The sequence below is a fragment of the Streptomyces sp. NPDC031418 genome, assembly GCF_055581605.1.
In genome coordinates, this window is the sequence record NZ_JBVIJC010000002.1 from 29,750 (window position 1) to 44,821 (window position 15,072).

17 protein-coding genes are annotated in these 15,072 nt (G+C 72.3%); 12 read left to right on the forward strand and 5 right to left on the reverse strand.

All coding sequences use genetic code 11. From position 1 onward, the window contains the following. Positions 1 to 94: 94 nt before the first annotated feature. Genes ACZ5CZ_RS02185 through ACZ5CZ_RS02205 form a run of 5 tightly spaced genes read left to right on the forward strand, consistent with a single transcriptional unit; the run spans position 95 to position 4,956 of the window. Positions 95 to 1,360 (forward strand): segregation and condensation protein A, encoded by a 1,266-nt coding sequence (locus ACZ5CZ_RS02185; protein ID WP_468938429.1) that lies wholly within the window; start codon positions 95 to 97, stop codon positions 1,358 to 1,360. Next, a complete protein-coding gene (gene scpB / locus ACZ5CZ_RS02190) occupies positions 1,357 to 2,007 on the forward strand; it encodes an SMC-Scp complex subunit ScpB (RefSeq protein WP_468938432.1) in 651 nt (216 codons plus the stop codon). The genes ACZ5CZ_RS02185 and scpB overlap by 4 nt, the downstream gene beginning before the upstream one ends. Further along, complete coding sequence (locus ACZ5CZ_RS02195) at positions 2,007 to 3,128, forward strand: pseudouridine synthase (protein WP_385846511.1); 1,122 nt, start codon at positions 2,007 to 2,009, stop codon at positions 3,126 to 3,128. The genes scpB and ACZ5CZ_RS02195 overlap by 1 nt, the downstream gene beginning before the upstream one ends. A gap of 54 nt (positions 3,129 to 3,182) precedes the next feature. Further along, entirely contained in the window at positions 3,183 to 4,202 is a 1,020-nt protein-coding gene (locus ACZ5CZ_RS02200; RefSeq protein WP_468938435.1) for an ADP-ribosylglycohydrolase family protein, read from the forward strand. 4 nt (positions 4,203 to 4,206) lie between these two features. Further along, positions 4,207 to 4,956 (forward strand): nucleotidyltransferase domain-containing protein, encoded by a 750-nt coding sequence (locus tag ACZ5CZ_RS02205; protein WP_385846513.1) that lies wholly within the window; start codon positions 4,207 to 4,209, stop codon positions 4,954 to 4,956. Here the strand turns inward: ACZ5CZ_RS02205 and ACZ5CZ_RS02210 are convergent. Both ACZ5CZ_RS02210 and ACZ5CZ_RS02215 read right to left on the reverse strand, forming a co-directional pair. Then, positions 4,882 to 5,634, reverse strand: a complete 753-nt coding sequence (locus ACZ5CZ_RS02210) for a nucleotidyltransferase domain-containing protein (RefSeq protein ID WP_468938439.1) — start codon at positions 5,632 to 5,634, stop codon at positions 4,882 to 4,884. The two genes, ACZ5CZ_RS02205 and ACZ5CZ_RS02210, sit on opposite strands and share 75 nt — an antisense overlap. A 22-nt stretch (positions 5,635 to 5,656) precedes the next feature. Further along, positions 5,657 to 6,076 (reverse strand): Rieske (2Fe-2S) protein, encoded by a 420-nt coding sequence (locus ACZ5CZ_RS02215; protein WP_385846515.1) that lies wholly within the window; start codon positions 6,074 to 6,076, stop codon positions 5,657 to 5,659. A gap of 146 nt (positions 6,077 to 6,222) precedes the next feature. Here ACZ5CZ_RS02215 and aroH point away from each other — a divergent pair, with 146 nt between their 5' ends. The 5 genes from aroH (at position 6,223) to der (ending at position 10,671) form a co-directional block, all read left to right on the forward strand. After that, a complete protein-coding gene (aroH, locus tag ACZ5CZ_RS02220) occupies positions 6,223 to 6,585 on the forward strand; it encodes a chorismate mutase (RefSeq protein ID WP_385846517.1) in 363 nt (120 codons plus the stop codon). Then, on the forward strand, positions 6,582 to 7,667 hold the full coding sequence (locus tag ACZ5CZ_RS02225) for a prephenate dehydrogenase (RefSeq protein ID WP_385846518.1): 1,086 nt from the start codon (positions 6,582 to 6,584) through the stop codon (positions 7,665 to 7,667). The genes aroH and ACZ5CZ_RS02225 overlap by 4 nt, the downstream gene beginning before the upstream one ends. A gap of 118 nt (positions 7,668 to 7,785) precedes the next feature. Continuing rightward, positions 7,786 to 8,481, forward strand: coding sequence for a (d)CMP kinase (gene cmk / locus ACZ5CZ_RS02230; RefSeq protein ID WP_385846519.1), 696 nt, complete (start codon positions 7,786 to 7,788; stop codon positions 8,479 to 8,481). Then, positions 8,439 to 9,122 carry a lysophospholipid acyltransferase family protein gene (locus tag ACZ5CZ_RS02235; RefSeq protein ID WP_468938444.1) on the forward strand — a complete coding sequence of 228 codons (684 nt, stop codon included), beginning with the start codon at positions 8,439 to 8,441 and terminating at the stop codon, positions 9,120 to 9,122. The genes cmk and ACZ5CZ_RS02235 overlap by 43 nt, the downstream gene beginning before the upstream one ends. Before the next feature lie 73 nt (positions 9,123 to 9,195). Continuing rightward, positions 9,196 to 10,671, forward strand: coding sequence for a ribosome biogenesis GTPase Der (der, locus tag ACZ5CZ_RS02240; RefSeq protein WP_385846522.1), 1,476 nt, complete (start codon positions 9,196 to 9,198; stop codon positions 10,669 to 10,671). Positions 10,672 to 10,731: 60 nt separating this feature from the next. Here the strand turns inward: der and ACZ5CZ_RS02245 are convergent, their stop codons facing one another. Together ACZ5CZ_RS02245 and ACZ5CZ_RS02250 are read right to left on the reverse strand one after the other, a co-directional pair. Further along, positions 10,732 to 11,139, reverse strand: coding sequence for a hypothetical protein (locus tag ACZ5CZ_RS02245; protein WP_385846523.1), 408 nt, complete (start codon positions 11,137 to 11,139; stop codon positions 10,732 to 10,734). A gap of 55 nt (positions 11,140 to 11,194) precedes the next feature. Further along, complete coding sequence (locus tag ACZ5CZ_RS02250) at positions 11,195 to 11,977, reverse strand: hypothetical protein (protein ID WP_385846524.1); 783 nt, start codon at positions 11,975 to 11,977, stop codon at positions 11,195 to 11,197. Between the two features lie 542 nt (positions 11,978 to 12,519). On the opposite strand from ACZ5CZ_RS02250, the gene ACZ5CZ_RS02255 reads away from it, so the two are divergent. Then, complete coding sequence (locus ACZ5CZ_RS02255) at positions 12,520 to 13,215, forward strand: LysM peptidoglycan-binding domain-containing protein (RefSeq protein WP_385846526.1); 696 nt, start codon at positions 12,520 to 12,522, stop codon at positions 13,213 to 13,215. Between the two features lie 403 nt (positions 13,216 to 13,618). Continuing rightward, a complete protein-coding gene (locus tag ACZ5CZ_RS02260; protein ID WP_385846527.1) occupies positions 13,619 to 13,834 on the forward strand; it encodes an I78 family peptidase inhibitor in 216 nt (71 codons plus the stop codon). 92 nt (positions 13,835 to 13,926) lie between these two features. Here ACZ5CZ_RS02260 and ACZ5CZ_RS02265 read toward each other — a convergent pair whose 3' ends face one another. Beyond that, positions 13,927 to 14,952 carry a phosphatase PAP2 family protein gene (locus ACZ5CZ_RS02265; RefSeq protein ID WP_385846529.1) on the reverse strand — a complete coding sequence of 342 codons (1,026 nt, stop codon included), beginning with the start codon at positions 14,950 to 14,952 and terminating at the stop codon, positions 13,927 to 13,929. Positions 14,953 to 15,072 lie beyond the last annotated feature (120 nt).

The window sequence follows — 15,072 nt, forward strand, 5'->3', positions numbered from 1 at the left end:
GGTTGTGCCCGGGTGGTCGACGGCGCCCGAAGAAGTGGTCGTGCCCGGAGTGCCGGTGGCGTCCGGTGAAGCTGTCGCGCCGGATTCCTCGCCCGTGTCCGGAGAACCCGCCGCGCCGGAGGGGTCGGCCGCGGCCGGAGAGCTGGTCCTGCCGGAGGAGCCGGTTGTGCCCGGGTGGTCGACGGCGCCCGAAGAAGTGGTCGTGCCCGGAGTGCCGGTGGCGTCCGGTGAAGCTGTCGCGCCGGATTCCTCGCCCGCGTCCGGAGAGCCCGCCGCGCTGGAGGGCTCGGCCGCGGCCGGAGAGCTGGTCCTGCCGGAGGAGCCGGTTGTGCCGGGGCGGTCGACGTCGCCCGAAGAAGCGGTCGTGCCCGGAGAGCCGCTCGTACCCGGAGTCCCGGCCGCGGCCGGAGGAGCCGCCGCGCGGGGGGAGTCGGGCGCATCCGGAGAGTCGGCCGCGGCCGGAGAAGCCGCCGCGTCCGAGGAGGCCCGGGACGGGGTTTTCAAGGTTCGGCTTGCCAACTTCGAGGGGCCTTTCGACCTGCTCCTCCAGTTGATCTCCAAGCACAAGCTGGACGTCACCGAGGTCGCCCTGTCCAAGGTCACCGACGAGTTCATGGCGCACATCCGGGCCATGGGGCCGGACTGGGACCTGGACCAGACGACCGAGTTCCTCGTGGTGGCGGCCACGCTGCTGGATCTGAAGGCGGCCCGGCTGCTGCCCGCCGCCGAGGTGGAGGACGAGGCCGACCTCGCCCTGCTGGAGGCCCGGGACCTGCTGTTCGCGCGGCTGTTGCAGTACCGCGCGTACAAACAGATCGCCGACATCTTCAACGCCCGCATCGAGGACGAGGCCCGGCGATACCCCCGTACCGTCGGTCTCGAACCCGAGCACGCCGAGCTGCTGCCCGAGGTGGTCATCAGCATCGGCCCCGAGGGCTTCGCGAAGCTCGCCGTCAAGGCGATGCAGCCCAGGCCCCGACCGCAGGTCTACGTCGACCACATCCACGCCCCGCTGGTCAGCGTGCAGGAGCAGGCCCAAATCGTGGTGGCCCGGCTGCGCGAGCTGGGCGAGGCGGGCTTCCGCGAGCTGATCGCGGACACCGAGGACACGCTGACGGTCGTGGCGCGGTTCCTCGCCCTGCTGGAGCTGTACCGGGAGAAGGCCGTGGCGCTGGAGCAGGAGGCCGCGCTCGGGGAGCTGACCGTGCGCTGGACGGGCGGGGACGGCGACACCGCCCCGATGGTCACCGACGAGTTCGACAGGCCGCCCAAGGAGCCCCAGGACGCTTCCGGCGGCCCGCGGGAGGCCACCGGCCCACGGGAGGTCGCCGGGGCCGCCGGGAAGGAGAGGAAGCCGTGAGCGAGACCACCGACGTCCCGGCCGGGCTGCGCGCGGTCGCCGGGCTGGACCTCAGGCCGGCCCTGGAAGCGGTCCTCATGGTCGTGGACGAACCCGCGACCGAGGAGCACCTGGCGCGGATCCTGGAGCGGCCGAGGCGCCAGGTCGCCGACGCGCTGCGGGAGCTGGCCGACGAGTACACCGCGCAGGGCCGCGGCTTCGAGCTGCGGTACGTCGCCGGAGGCTGGCGTTTCTACACGCGCGCGGAGTACGCCCCGGCCGTGGAGAAGCTGGTCCTGGACGGCCAGACCGCCCGGCTCACCCAGGCGGCGCTGGAGACCCTCGCGGTGGTCGCCTACCGCCAGCCGGTCAGCCGCAGCCGGGTCTCCGCCGTGCGCGGAGTCAACTGCGACGGTGTGATGCGCACCCTGCTCCAGCGCGGTCTGGTCGAGGAGGCGGGCGCGGAACCCGAAACAGGTGCGATCCTGTACAGGACGACGAACTACTTCCTGGAGCGGATGGGCCTGCGCGGCCTGGACGAGCTTCCGGAGCTCGCGCCCTTCCTCCCGGAGGCGGCGGCGATCGAGGCCGAGACACTGGAAGGGGTTCCGTCGTTCGATCCGGACGCTCCGGATTCCGAGGACGCAGACGACAAGACGGAACTTTGATGCGAAGCAGCAGCGGCAGGAACAGCAGCGGAAACAACGGCGGGAGCCGTGGTGGCAACAGCGGCGGCCGCGGCGGGAGCAGCGGTGGCCGCGGTAATTTCCGCGGCGCCGGTAACAACCGCGACGACAAGCAGGGCGGCCGGCCGAAGAAGCCCCGCCCGGAGGAGCGACGCTACGACGTGGGCCCCGGCGCCACCCAGGACGGCCCGAAGTCGGGGCGCGGCGCCTCGGCGCGCGGCGGCGCCAAGGGCGGCCCCAAGCAGGGCCAGGGCACGGGGCGCGGCCGTTCGGTCCCGGCGACCTCCCGTGAGTACGAGGCGCGCGCCGAGGAGCGCAACCGGGAGCGGTACGCGGGCAAGAAGGACGTCAAGCTGCCCAAGACCTTCCCGGGCGCCGAGCAGGAGGGCGAGCGGCTCCAGAAGGTCCTCGCGCGCGCGGGCTACGGCTCCCGGCGCGCCTGCGAGGAGCTGATCGACCAGGCCCGGGTCGAGATCAACGGCGAGATCGTGACCGAGCAGGGCCGCCGCGTCGACCCGGAGAAGGACGAGGTCAAGGTCGACGGGCTGACGGTCGCGACGCAGTCGTACCAGTTCTTCTCGCTGAACAAGCCCGCCGGTGTCGTCTCCACCATGGAGGACCCCGAGGGCCGGCAGTGCCTCGGTGACTACGTCACCAACCGGGAGACCCGGCTCTTCCACGTCGGCCGGCTGGACACCGAGACCGAGGGCGTCATCCTGCTCACCAACCACGGCGAGCTGGCGCACCGCCTCACGCACCCGAAGTACGGCGTGAAGAAGACCTACCTGGCGGCCATCGTCGGTCCGATCCCGCGGGACCTCGGCAAGCGTCTGAAGGACGGCATCCAGCTGGAGGACGGCTACGCGCGCGCGGACCACTTCCGGGTGGTCGAGCAGACCGGCAAGAACTACCTGGTCGAGGTGGTCCTGCACGAGGGCCGCAAGCACATCGTGCGCCGGATGCTGGCGGAGGCGGGCTTCCCCGTCGAGAAGCTGGTGCGCACCGCCTTCGGGCCGATCACCCTCGGCGACCAGAAGTCGGGCTGGCTGCGCCGGCTGTCCAACACCGAGGTCGGCATGCTGATGAAGGAAGTCGATCTCTAGAGCGGCTTGCGGTGGTTCACCATCCCCTTTATTGTCAGAGTGACGATAAAGGGGATGGTGAACCACGTGTCGAAACAAGCCGCAACCGGAGCACTGCTCGGCCTCGCCCTGGGGGACGCCCTCGGCTACCCGACCGAGTTCCGTGACGTGCCCTCGATCCTCGCCACCTGGGGGCCCTGGCGGCGGATGGAGCTGCCGGCCCGGGCCCTGGTCTCCGACGACACGCAGATGACCCTCGCCCTCGGGCGCGCGCTCACCACGGCCATGGAGCGGGGCTATCTCGCGCCGAAGCGGCTGGAGCGTCCGCTGCGCGAGGAGTTCCTGGACTGGTACCACTCGCCGGAGAACAACCGGGCCCCGGGCAACACCTGCCTCACGGCGTGCAGCCTCCTCAAGGAGGAGGGCCGCCCCTGGCAGGACGCCAGCCGGCTCGGCTCCAAGGGCTGCGGCGCCAACATGCGCGTCGCCCCCATCGGCCTCGCCCCCGGCCTCGACGCCCACCAGCGCTCGGGCGCCGCCCAGTTGCAGGCCGCGCTCACCCACGGCCACCCCACCGCGCTGGCCGCCTCCGACCTCACCGCGCACGCCGTCCACCTGCTCGCGCAGGGCACCGACCCGACCGGGCTCGTCGGACGCCTGCGCTCCTACGCGCTCGACCACCGCACCCACTACGACCACACCTGGCTCGGCGACCTGTGGACCCGCTCCCAGGACCCCACCCCCGAGCACTTCGCCGCGCGCGGCTGGGACGAGTGCCTGGCGATCCTCGACCGGCTCCAGCAGGCCGTGCGGACCGTCTCCCCGGAGACCGACCCGTGCCTGGCCACCGGCGAGGGCTGGATCGCCGAGGAGGCGCTCGCCACCGGACTGCTGTGCTTCCTGCTCTTCCCCGACGAGCCCGTCACCGCCCTGCGCCGGGCCGCCTGCACCGCCGGCGACTCCGACTCCATCGCCTGCCTCACCGGCGCCTTCGCGGGCGCCTGGCTGGGCGCGGACGCCTGGCCGGCCGACTGGACCGGGCGGATCGAACACCGGGGCGACCTGTTGACCATGGGAGCGCTCTGGGACGCTTGATCCCATGATCGACGACCTCGACATCGACCTTGCGCCCGTGGTCGCCGAACAGCCCGACCCGCTGCTGTTCGCGACCGTCTCCGGAGCCCATCTGTACGGCTTTCCCTCGCAGGACTCCGACGTGGACCTGCGCGGCGTCCATCTGCTGCCCGCCGCGGACCTGGTGGGGCTGCGCGAGCCGGAGGAGACCCGCTCCCGGGCCTGGGTGCGCTACGGCCACGAACTGGACCTCGTCACCCACGACCTGCGCAAGTTCGTACGGCTCATGCTCCGCCGCAACGGCTATGTGCTGGAGCAGCTGCTCTCGCCCCTCGTCGTCCACACCGGCGACGCCCACCGCGAGCTGGCCGCCCTGGCACCCGGCGTCCTCACCAGCCACCACGCCCACCACTACCGCGGCTTCGCGGTGACCCAGTGGCGGCTGTTCGAGAAGACCGGCGAACTCAAGCCGCTGCTCTACACGTTCCGGGTGCTGCTCACCGGTATCCACCTGATGCGCAGCGGCGAGATCCAGGCCCATCTGCCCACGCTCCTGGACGAGCTGGACGCTCCCGGCTATCTGCCCGAGCTGATAGCCGCCAAGCGGGAACGCGAGCACGGCACGGCCGTGGTCGACCGCGCGCGCGTGGAGGCGGACGTGGAGCGGCTGCACACCGTGCTCGACACCGCCCAGACCGCCTCAGCCCTGCCGGACGCGCCCACCGCCCACGACGCCCTGCACGACTTCGTGGTCCGCCTGCGCCTCGCGGGCTGACTCCCGGCGCACCCGGAACAGGAAGTCGGCCACGCGCGCGTGGTCCGGCTCCGCCGGCAGCGGGGTGCCGCGCAGGGCCTCCTCGGTCTCGGCCGCCAGCCGGGCCATCCGCCTCTCGACCTCCGCCCACGGCACCTCGCCCCGCTTCACCGCCAGCAGCGACTCGCGCCGGTCCCCGACATCGATCCGCAGCTCGCCGGTGCGCAGCAGATCCCGGGCGCTGAGCAGCAGGCGCAGCAGATGCATCGCGTGCTTCCAGCGCGGGGCGCCGGTCGTGCGCACGTCGGCGTCCAGCTTGCGGCGCTGGCCGAGGGCGTACCGGGTGAAGGTGTCGTGGGCCCGGCGGGACAGGAAGGCGCCGCGCAGCGCCAGCAGCTCCCGGCCGGTGGCGTCCACGTGCTCCACCAGCGGGGAGTGCAGGCACTCCAGGATGTTCGGGTTGCCGCGCAGCGCCAGCTCGCAGAACCGCTCCAGCTCCCAGGAGAACTGCTCCTCGCCCGGCCCCTCCACATGGGTCGGCGGCTTGTCGAACCGCCAGAACAGGGGAGTGGGGGCGAGGAACACGCCCCGCCGGTCGGTGTCGCTCGCCTCCGTCGCCAGGCCGAACGCCCGCGAGCCCATGACACAGGCGTAGATCGTGTGCTCCCGCACCAGGTCCTCGGGGTTCTCCGGCTGCATGCCCGGAGCGTACGCGGGCCCCTCACGCCAGGTGGATCGAATTTCCCTCCACCCTGATCGACTCCTTGGGGAGCGGCTCGGTCGCGGGCCCCTGGACCACCGAGCCGTCGGCGATGCGGTACTTGCTGCCGTGGCACGGGCACACGATCGTGCCGTTCGTGACCTGGGCCACCGTGCAGCCCATATGGGTGCAGACCGCCGAGAACGCCTTGAAGCGGCCCTTCGACGGCTGGGTGACCACCACCTTGCGGTCCTTGAAGATCTTGCCGCCGCCCTCCGGGATCTCGCTGGTCCGCGCCAGCGTCGGTCCGCTCTTCTGGCCGCCCGAGGCCGCGGGCGGCGCGGCGGACGAGTCGGTGTTCCCGCCGCATCCCGTGCAGCCCACCGCGAGCGCCGCCGCCCCTGTCGCCAGAACCGTGCGCCGTGTCGCACTCTGCGTCATGTCACCACTCCATACAGGCGTAACAAACCGGTCGAAAATGGACCTTCGTATCGTCTCAGCGGTCGGGCGGCGGACGCCCGGCCAGCGCGGGCTGACTACGCTGGACGGACCAAGAACCCATACGCATCGCAGCGAGGAGCAGCGCCGTGGCGGTACGAGCGGTCCGCGGGGCCGTCCAACTCGAGCGGGACGAGGCCGGACACATGGACGAGCAGGTCGGAGCCCTGCTCACCGCCATCCTGGAGCGGAACGGACTGACCGCCGACGACCTGATCAGCATCTGGTTCACGGCCACCCCCGACCTGCACAGCGACTTCCCGGCCGCCGCCGCCCGCAAGCTCGGCATCGTCGACGTCCCGCTGATCTGCGCCCAGGAACTCGACGTCCAGGGCGCCATGCCCCGCGTCGTCCGGGTCCTCGCCCACATCGAGTCGGACCGGCCCCGCGCCGACATCGCCCACGTCTACCTCGGCGCCGCGGCCGCCCTGCGCAAGGACATCGCCCAGTGAGAACCGCCCTCGTCATCGGAACCGGCCTGATCGGCACCTCCGCCGCCCTGGCCCTCGCCCAGCGCGGCGTCGTCGTCCATCTCGCCGACCACGACCCCGAGCAGGCCCGCACCGCGGCCGCGCTCGGCGCCGGCACCGACCAGGCCCCCGACGGCCCCGTCGACCTGGCGGTCGTCGCCGCCCCGCCCGCCCACGTCGCCCAGGTCCTCGCCGACGCCATGCGCCGGGGCGTCGCCCGCGGCTACCTCGACGTGGCCAGCGTCAAGGGCGGCCCGCGCCGGGAGCTGGAGGCGATGGGCCTCGACCTCACCGCCTACATCGGCACCCACCCCATGTCCGGCCGGGAGAAGTCCGGCCCGCTGGCCGCCACCGGCGACCTCTTCGAGGGCCGCCCCTGGGTGCTCACCCCGACCCGGGACACCGACACCGAGGTGCTGAACCTCGCCCTCGAACTGGTCTCGCACTGCCGGGCGGTACCGGTCGTCATGGACGCCGACGCCCACGACCGCGCGGTGGCGCTGGTCTCTCACATGCCCCACCTGGTCTCCAGCCTGGTCGCCGCCCGCCTGGAGCACGCCGAGGAGTCGGCCGTACGGCTGTGCGGGCAGGGCATCCGGGACGTGACCCGGATCGCCGCGTCCGACCCGCGCATGTGGATCGACATCCTCTCCGCCAACCCCGGCCCGGTCGCCGACCTGCTCGCCGACGTCGCCTCCGACCTGGACGAGACCGTCCAGGCGCTGCGCGCCCTGCAATCCTCCGACGAGGACAAGCGGCGCGTGGGCAGCACCGGCATCGAGGACGTGCTGCGCCGCGGGAACGCGGGCCAGGTCCGGGTACCCGGCAAGCACGGCAGCGCGCCGCGGGCGTACGAGACCGTCGTCGTGCTCATCGACGACCAGCCCGGCCAGCTGGCCCGCATCTTCGCGGACGCGGGACGGGCCGGCGTCAACATCGAGGACGTCCGCATCGAGCACGCCACCGGGCAGCAGGCCGGTCTGGTCCAGCTGTCGGTCGAGCCGGCGGCGGCCCAGGCGCTGGCCACCGCGCTGCGGGAGCGGGGCTGGGCGCTGCGGCAGTAGGCGGCCCGGGCCCGGGAGGCGGGCGTCCGTTCGGGTCACCCGGACCCAGTAACCTTGTGCGGGGCGCCCTCGCGTCCCGCACCCCGCCCACCACCCTTCACCAGGAAGGTGCCCACCCGTGGAAAACGGCGCCGCCCCGACCGCCAAGCCCGTGATCGTCGCCATCGACGGTCCCTCCGGCACGGGCAAGTCGAGCACGTCGAAGGCCGTGGCCGCGCAGCTCGGCCTGAGCTACCTGGACACCGGCGCCCAGTACCGGGCGATCACCTGGTGGATGGTGACCAACGGCATCGACCTGGAGGACCCGACCGCCATCGCGGCCGTCGCAGGCAAGCCGGAGATCGTCTCCGGCACCGACCCGGCCGCCCCGACCATCACGGTCGACGGCGTCGACGTGTCCGGCCCGATCCGCACCCAGGAGGTCACCTCCAAGGTGAGCGCGGTCAGCGCGGTGCCCGAGGTGCGCACCCGGATCACCGAGCTCCAGCGCTCCCTGGCCGCCTCCGCGGAGCACGGCATCGTGGTCGAGGGCCGCGACATCGGTACGACGGTGCTGCCCGACGCCGACCTCAAGATCTTCCTCACCGCCTCCGCGGAGGCCCGCGCCGCCCGCCGCAGCGGTGAGCTGAAGGGCGCCGACCTGCACGCCACCCGCGAGGCCCTGATCAAGCGGGACGCGGCCGACTCCAGCCGCAAGACCTCGCCGCTGGCCAAGGCCGACGACGCGGTCGAGGTGGACACCACCGAGCTCACCCTCGCCCAGGTCATCGAGTGCGTCGTCACCCTGGTCGAGGAGAAGCGGGCCGGGAAGTGAGCGTTCCGTCCGAGCGGGGCGCCGAGGTCGGGCGGCGCATCGGCGTCGGCCTGATGTACGGCCTGTGGAAGCCGCGGGTGTTCGGTGCCTGGAAGGTGCCGGCCACCGGCCCGTTGATCTTCGCGGTGAACCACTCCCACAACATCGACGGACCGATGGTCATGGGCGTGGCGCCCCGGCCCACGCACTTCCTGATCAAGAAGGAAGCCTTCGTCGGCCCGCTGGACCCCTTCCTGACCGGCATCGGCCAGCTGAAGGTGGACCGCGCCGCCGCCGACCGCACCGCGATCTCCCAGGCCCTGGGCGTGCTCCAGGCCGGGGGAGTGCTGGGCATCTTCCCGGAGGGCACCCGGGGCGAGGGCGACTTCGCCTCGCTGCGCGCCGGGCTCGCCTACTTCGCGGTGCGCGGCGGGGCGCCGATCGTGCCCGTCGCCGTCCTGGGAAGCTCCGAGCGGCGCGGACGGTTGATGAAGGGGCTGCCCCCGCTGCGCTCCCGCGTCGACGTCGTCTTCGGCGACCCCTTCGAGGCGGGCGACGGCAGCGGACGGCGCACCCGCAAGGCCCTGGACGAGGCGACCGAGCGCATCCAGAAGCAGCTCACCGGCCACCTGGAAAACGCCAGGCGCCTGACCGGGCGCTAGGCGACACTTGAGTAGTGGATCAGCTCCCCGGGCCGGTCCACCGATCACCACGAACGAACGAGGTACGGACTTCATGAACGACGACATCCAGCCCGAGGGCTCGCACGAGTACGAGCACGGGGCTCTCGGCGACGCCGAGTACGCGGAGTTCATGGAGCTCGCCGCGGAAGAGGGCTTCGACATCGAGGACGTCGAGGGCGCCATCGAGGCGGCGGGCCACGGTCCGCTGCCCGTGCTCGCCGTCGTCGGCCGCCCCAATGTCGGCAAGTCGACCCTGGTCAACCGGATGATCGGCCGCCGTGAGGCGGTGGTCGAGGACCGGCCGGGCGTCACCCGGGACCGTGTCACCTACGAGGCCGAGTGGGCCGGCCGCCGCTTCAAGGTGGTCGACACCGGCGGCTGGGAGCAGGACGTCCTCGGCATCGACGCCTCCGTCGCCGCCCAGGCCGAGTACGCCATCGAGGCGGCCGACGCGGTCGTCTTCGTGGTGGACGCCAAGGTCGGCGCCACCGACACCGACGAGGCGGTCGTACGGCTGCTGCGCAAGGCCGGCAAGCCGGTCGTGCTGTGCGCCAACAAGGTCGACGGCCCGAGCGGCGAGGCCGACGCCGCCTACCTGTGGAACCTGGGCCTCGGCGAGCCCCACCCGGTCTCGGCCCTGCACGGCCGCGGCACCGGCGACATGCTCGACGCCGTCCTGGAGGTGCTGCCGGACGCGCCCGAGCAGTCCTTCGGCACCGCGCTCGGCGGCCCGCGCCGTATCGCCCTCATCGGCCGCCCGAACGTCGGCAAGTCCTCCCTGCTCAACAAGGTGGCCGGCGAGGAGCGGGTCGTCGTCAACGAGCTGGCGGGCACCACCCGTGACCCGGTGGACGAGATCATCGAACTCGGCGGCAAGACCTGGAAGTTCGTGGACACCGCCGGTATCCGCAAGCGCGTCCACCTCCAGCAGGGCGCCGACTACTACGCCTCCCTGCGCACCGCCGCCGCCGTGGAGAAGGCCGAGGTCGCGGTCGTCCTGATCGACGCCTCCGAGAACATCTCCGTGCAGGACCAGCGGATCATCACCATGGCCGTCGAGGCGGGCCGCGCCCTGGTCATCGCCTACAACAAGTGGGACACCCTCGACGAGGAGCGCCGCTACTACCTGGAGCGGGAGATCGAGACCGAGCTGGGCCAGGTCACCTGGGCCCCGCGGGTGAACGTCTCGGCCCGCACCGGCCGCCACATGGAGAAGCTGGTCCCGGCGATCGAGACCGCCCTCGCCGGCTGGGAGACCCGCGTCCCCACCGGCCGCCTCAACGCCTTCCTCGGCGAGCTGGTCTCGGCCCACCCGCACCCGATCCGGGGCGGCAAGCAGCCGCGCATCCTGTTCGGCACCCAGGCCGGCACCAAGCCCCCGCGGTTCGTGCTCTTCGCCTCCGGCTTCATCGAGGCGGGCTACCGGCGCTTCATCGAGCGCCGGCTGCGCGAGGAGTTCGGCTTCGAGGGCACCCCGATCCACATCTCGGTGCGGGTGCGCGAGAAGCGCGGCCAGAAGAAGAAGTAGTCGCAAACGGCAGGAAGGGCGCCCCCTGGTCTCCAGGGGGCGCCCTTCGCCGTACCTCGGTCACACGCCCCGGCGCGGACCCGGCGGCAGCGCCGGGGCCGGGACGTAGTGCATCCCGGTGTCGTGCTGCTGTTGCCGTCCGACCGTGCCGACCCGCTGCCACTGCGACTGGGACTGCTGGCGGGCGCTGTAGGCCCCGGCGCTGTAGGCGCTGTACGAGCTGCTGAACGACCCCGCCCGGTGGCCGCCGTAGGAGCCCAGGGCGTCCGGGAGGGTCCCGAAGGCGCTGAACCTCAGCCCCTCCTCGCCGCTGCGGTCCCCCGGCAGCGTCCGGAAGGTCTTGACCCACTCCGCGTAGAGCGAGTCGTAGATCGGCGTGGCCGACGGCCCCCCGGAAGGCTCGTGAGCCATCCGGGCGGACGGGACGGAGGAGAAGGAGAGCCGGGGAGAAGTGTCGTATGCGTGCACGTATGTCCAAACGACAGCGCCCGGGAAGAGATACGGCTACCCGGGTGGGCGCGACTCAGGTGCCCGCGAGCGGCAGCGCCGCCGCCACCAGCTTCCCCTGCGCCGCCGCCTTGTCCAGAGCGGCCCGCAGCAGGTCCTCCCGCGGCTGCCGGCCGATCGCCCCGACCGGCGCCGCGAACATCAGCACCTGCTGGTGCTTGTTGGCGGCCGCCCGCCAGTTGTCGGCGACCTGGAGCGGCTGGTGCGCCTGCCACCAGGCGACCGGCTGGCCGCCGTTCTGGCCCGGTTGGAGGACGGCGTGCAGCTGGCCCACGGCCAGCAGCACCGACCAGCCGTGCAGCACCGGCGGCACGGTGGCCAGTTCGGTCACCGGCATGAAGCCCTGCTCGATGAGGAGCGGAAGGAAGTCGTCACCGGTCGCGCTGGAGCCGGGGCGCACGATGGCCGAGGTCGGCTCGACGACGAGCGCGGGGTGCAGCTCGCCCTCGATCAGCACCAGACCGCTGGTCACGCCGAGTACGGCCTGCTCGGGCACGGCCTTCTCGGGCTCGCTGTGGGTGGTGTCGCCGCCGATGGAGCGGACGGCGCCCTGGAGTTGCTCCTCGGTGACCTGGACGACCTGCGAGGGCAGGCAGCCGGCGTGGGCGAAGGCGAGGACGGCGGTCTCCTCGCCGACGAAGAGGACGGTGCTGGTGCGCTCCTGTTCGGAGTCGCCCGGGGTGCGACAGGACGTGCAGTCGTAACTGCCCGGGGCGTTCTCTCCGGCGAGCAGCCGGTCGGCTTCTTCGTCGCCGATCTCGGCGCGTACGGCGTCACTGACGTCGAGCATGCGCGGCACGGGTGGCTCCCTCGGGATGCGTGCTGGGTCGGCCGGGTGGCTCCCGGCCGATGAGCCCCGGGGTTCCGGGCTCATGAAGATGACAACGGGCGTCCTGTGGTGGGAGTCACGCTCGACACGGATCGGGTTCCCCTCAGCCCTCGCCGGTGATCGCTGTAGGTAAGAGTTTCGGCACACAGCGTCAACTCTTCGTGTCGTCAAGGAACTTGAACGGGTGAAGTGGGTCACAGGTGGCTTCGGCGCGTGGTCGACAAATCATAAAAAGAGGGGATGAAGTGGGTGGCCGAAAATCGCCGATACCCGCGGTAACGCCCAACTGGCCTGGACGGACGGGGTGTTGGTTGATGACAGCCGCTCAACCTCCCTACATTCCTCCGCCGTGTGCAACGAGCACCGCTCGGGTACGTCCGCCGGCCGGCACCAGGCAGAGCACGACCGCCAGGTACGGCCGCGGTGGACGGGGCGGGCGCGGCGAACCACGGTCATGCGTGGCAAGGCGCGCTCCGCCTGGGGGGAACCCGGGTTCGTGGAGAGGGAATTACATGTCCGAGTGTGCCGATACCACCCGTAGCACCGCCCGCGTCGAGGGCGCCCGCAAGGGCCGTACGACGGCCGCGCTCGCCGGAGCCGCGCTGCTGGCCCCGCTGGGGCTGCTGGCCGCGACCGGCAACGCCGCCGCGGCGGACAACGGGGTGTGGGACCGCATCGCCCAGTGCGAGAGCGGCGGCAACTGGCACATCAACACCGGCAACGGCTACTACGGCGGGCTCCAGTTCTCCGCCGGCACCTGGCGCGCGTACGGCGGCACCGCCTACGCCCCGACGGCCGACCAGGCCTCGAGAAGCGCGCAGATCGCCGTCGCCACCAGGGTCCAGCAGTCCCAGGGCTGGGGCGCCTGGCCGGTCTGCTCCGGCCGCGCCGGTGCCTCCGGCGCCGCCCCGGCGGCCGAGACCACCGGTTCCTCCGGTACGGCCACCACCCACCACTCGGCCCCGCGGCAGAGCGTGCCGACGAAGTCCCACGCCCAGGAACACACCTGGCGCGCGGCACCCGAACGCCCGTCCGGGCACATCAACCGCGGCGCGTCCCGCGGCGACTACACGGTCCGCGAGGGCGACACGCTGAGCGCCATCGCCGCCCGGCACGGCACCAGCTGGCAGCGTCTCTACGCCGCCAACAGGGCCGTCATCGGGGACGACCCGAACCTGATCGTGCCCGGCCAGCGCCTGGCCCTCTGACCGGCCGACGCGCCCCGCGCCCCGCGCCCTGCGCCCCGCCCGCACCGGCGGCGCGCGGGGCGCGTGCGCGTTCGGCGGCCGCCGCCCGTGTGCTCGATCCGTGAATTCCCTATGCGGTGTCAGCTCGCCCGGCAGAGGAGCGGATTGCGCGGGGAATCACGCCGCGGAGCCCGTCCGAACCATGCCCGTGCGGCTTTCCTCGGGCCAATTCGGGATGGCTCCGCGGCAGGCGTGAATTCGGCTGGATTGCGCCGGTGGGCGGTACGGAAACCCTCGTACGTGTGACGGAGTTCGGCGGAAACGCGTGTCGGCAAGCTGTGACACAAGTGTGACGGGTTTCTGATGCTCCTCTTACCCGCGGGCTCGGCTTCCGCCACCGCCGGTCGCGGCCTAGGTTGGCGGTATGGCATCGATTCCCACTCCGTCCGCGGAGCCCCAGGACAGTCCCGACGGGTACGTCGGCCTCGACGCCGGAGAGGCGGAGCGGCTCGCCCGGGAGCGGGGGTGGTCGACGGTGCGGGCGCTGGCGCCGGGCACGGTCATCACCCTGGAGTACCGGGTGGGGCGGCTGAACTTCGAGGTGCGGGAGGGGCTGGTGGTGCGGGCCTGGAAGGGCTGAGCGGGCTTCTCGCGCAGTTCCCCGCGCCCCTGGGGGGCGCGGGGTGCGGTGTGTGCGTACCGGACTGCGCTGCTGCGGCCGTCAGGCCGCCGTCACGGGCGGGCCGGCTGGGTGGTGCCGCGGGGGTGGCGGTCGGCGTGCGGCGGGCGGCGGCTGCCCACCGGGGTGACCGGGGTGCGCTCCGCACGGCTGGTGTGCGGGCCGGGGGCCAGATGCGCCAGGCCACGCGAGGCCCTGGTGGTGGAGACCGGCTCGCGGGCCGGCGCCGGCTGCTCGGCGGGGGTGGCGCGCGGCTTGACCACCACCGGGGTGACCGGGACGACCGGTTCGGGGGCGGGACGGCGGAGCCGGGCGCGGATCCGGTCGCGGATCTGGTCGCGCACGAAGAAGACGAACCGCTCCACCATGGAGATCAGCGGCTCCAGCCAGGGCAGCGCGAGCAGGATCAGCAGACCCGCGGCCCAGCCGAGGAGCACATCGCTCAGCCAGTGCGTACCGAGGTAGACGGTGGTGAGGCCGACGCCGAGCGCGGTGACCGCGGACAGTGCCGACAGCCAGCGGCGGGCGCGCGGGGTGGAGGCCAGATACGCCAGGATGCCCCAGGTCACCACCGCGTTGGCGGTGTGGCCGCTGGGGAATATATCGCCGCCCATGCCCATCTCGTTCGAGCCGATGACGGTCGCGTAGTGCGGACCGAGCCGCCCCATCCCGTACTTGGCGGCGCCGACCGTCATGTTCAGCAGCAGCAGCGAGGCGGCCAGGCTCAGCAGCGGGCGGAGCGTGTGCTGCCGCCAGGAGCGCCAGCCGAGCCAGGCCGCGACCATCACGGCGGTCGGGCCGCGCTGGCCGAGCACCACGTAGTAGTCGAGGAAGGCGTGGATCTGCGGCCACTGCTGGTACGGCCGGAAGAACATGACCTGCCAGTCGAGCCGGACCAGCCAGGAGGTGGTCACCACGGCCCAGATGATCGCCAGGTAGAACGCCAGGGTCGCCGAGAACAGCACGACCCGGTGCCGGCTCATCCTCGGCACATCGATGTGGGCCGGTCGTTCCGGCTCACGGTCGAGTCTGGCGAACACCCGGTCCAGACGCCGGGTGAGGTTTCGTTCGGTACGCACCCAATCGACGTTACAGCGAGTGAGCTGTGTTCCCGGACGAAACAGCGGCTTTGTGATGACGATGTGATGTGGGAAACCTCTCAAGGGTGCGGAGAATTCCCTGGATTCCGTAATCCGGTG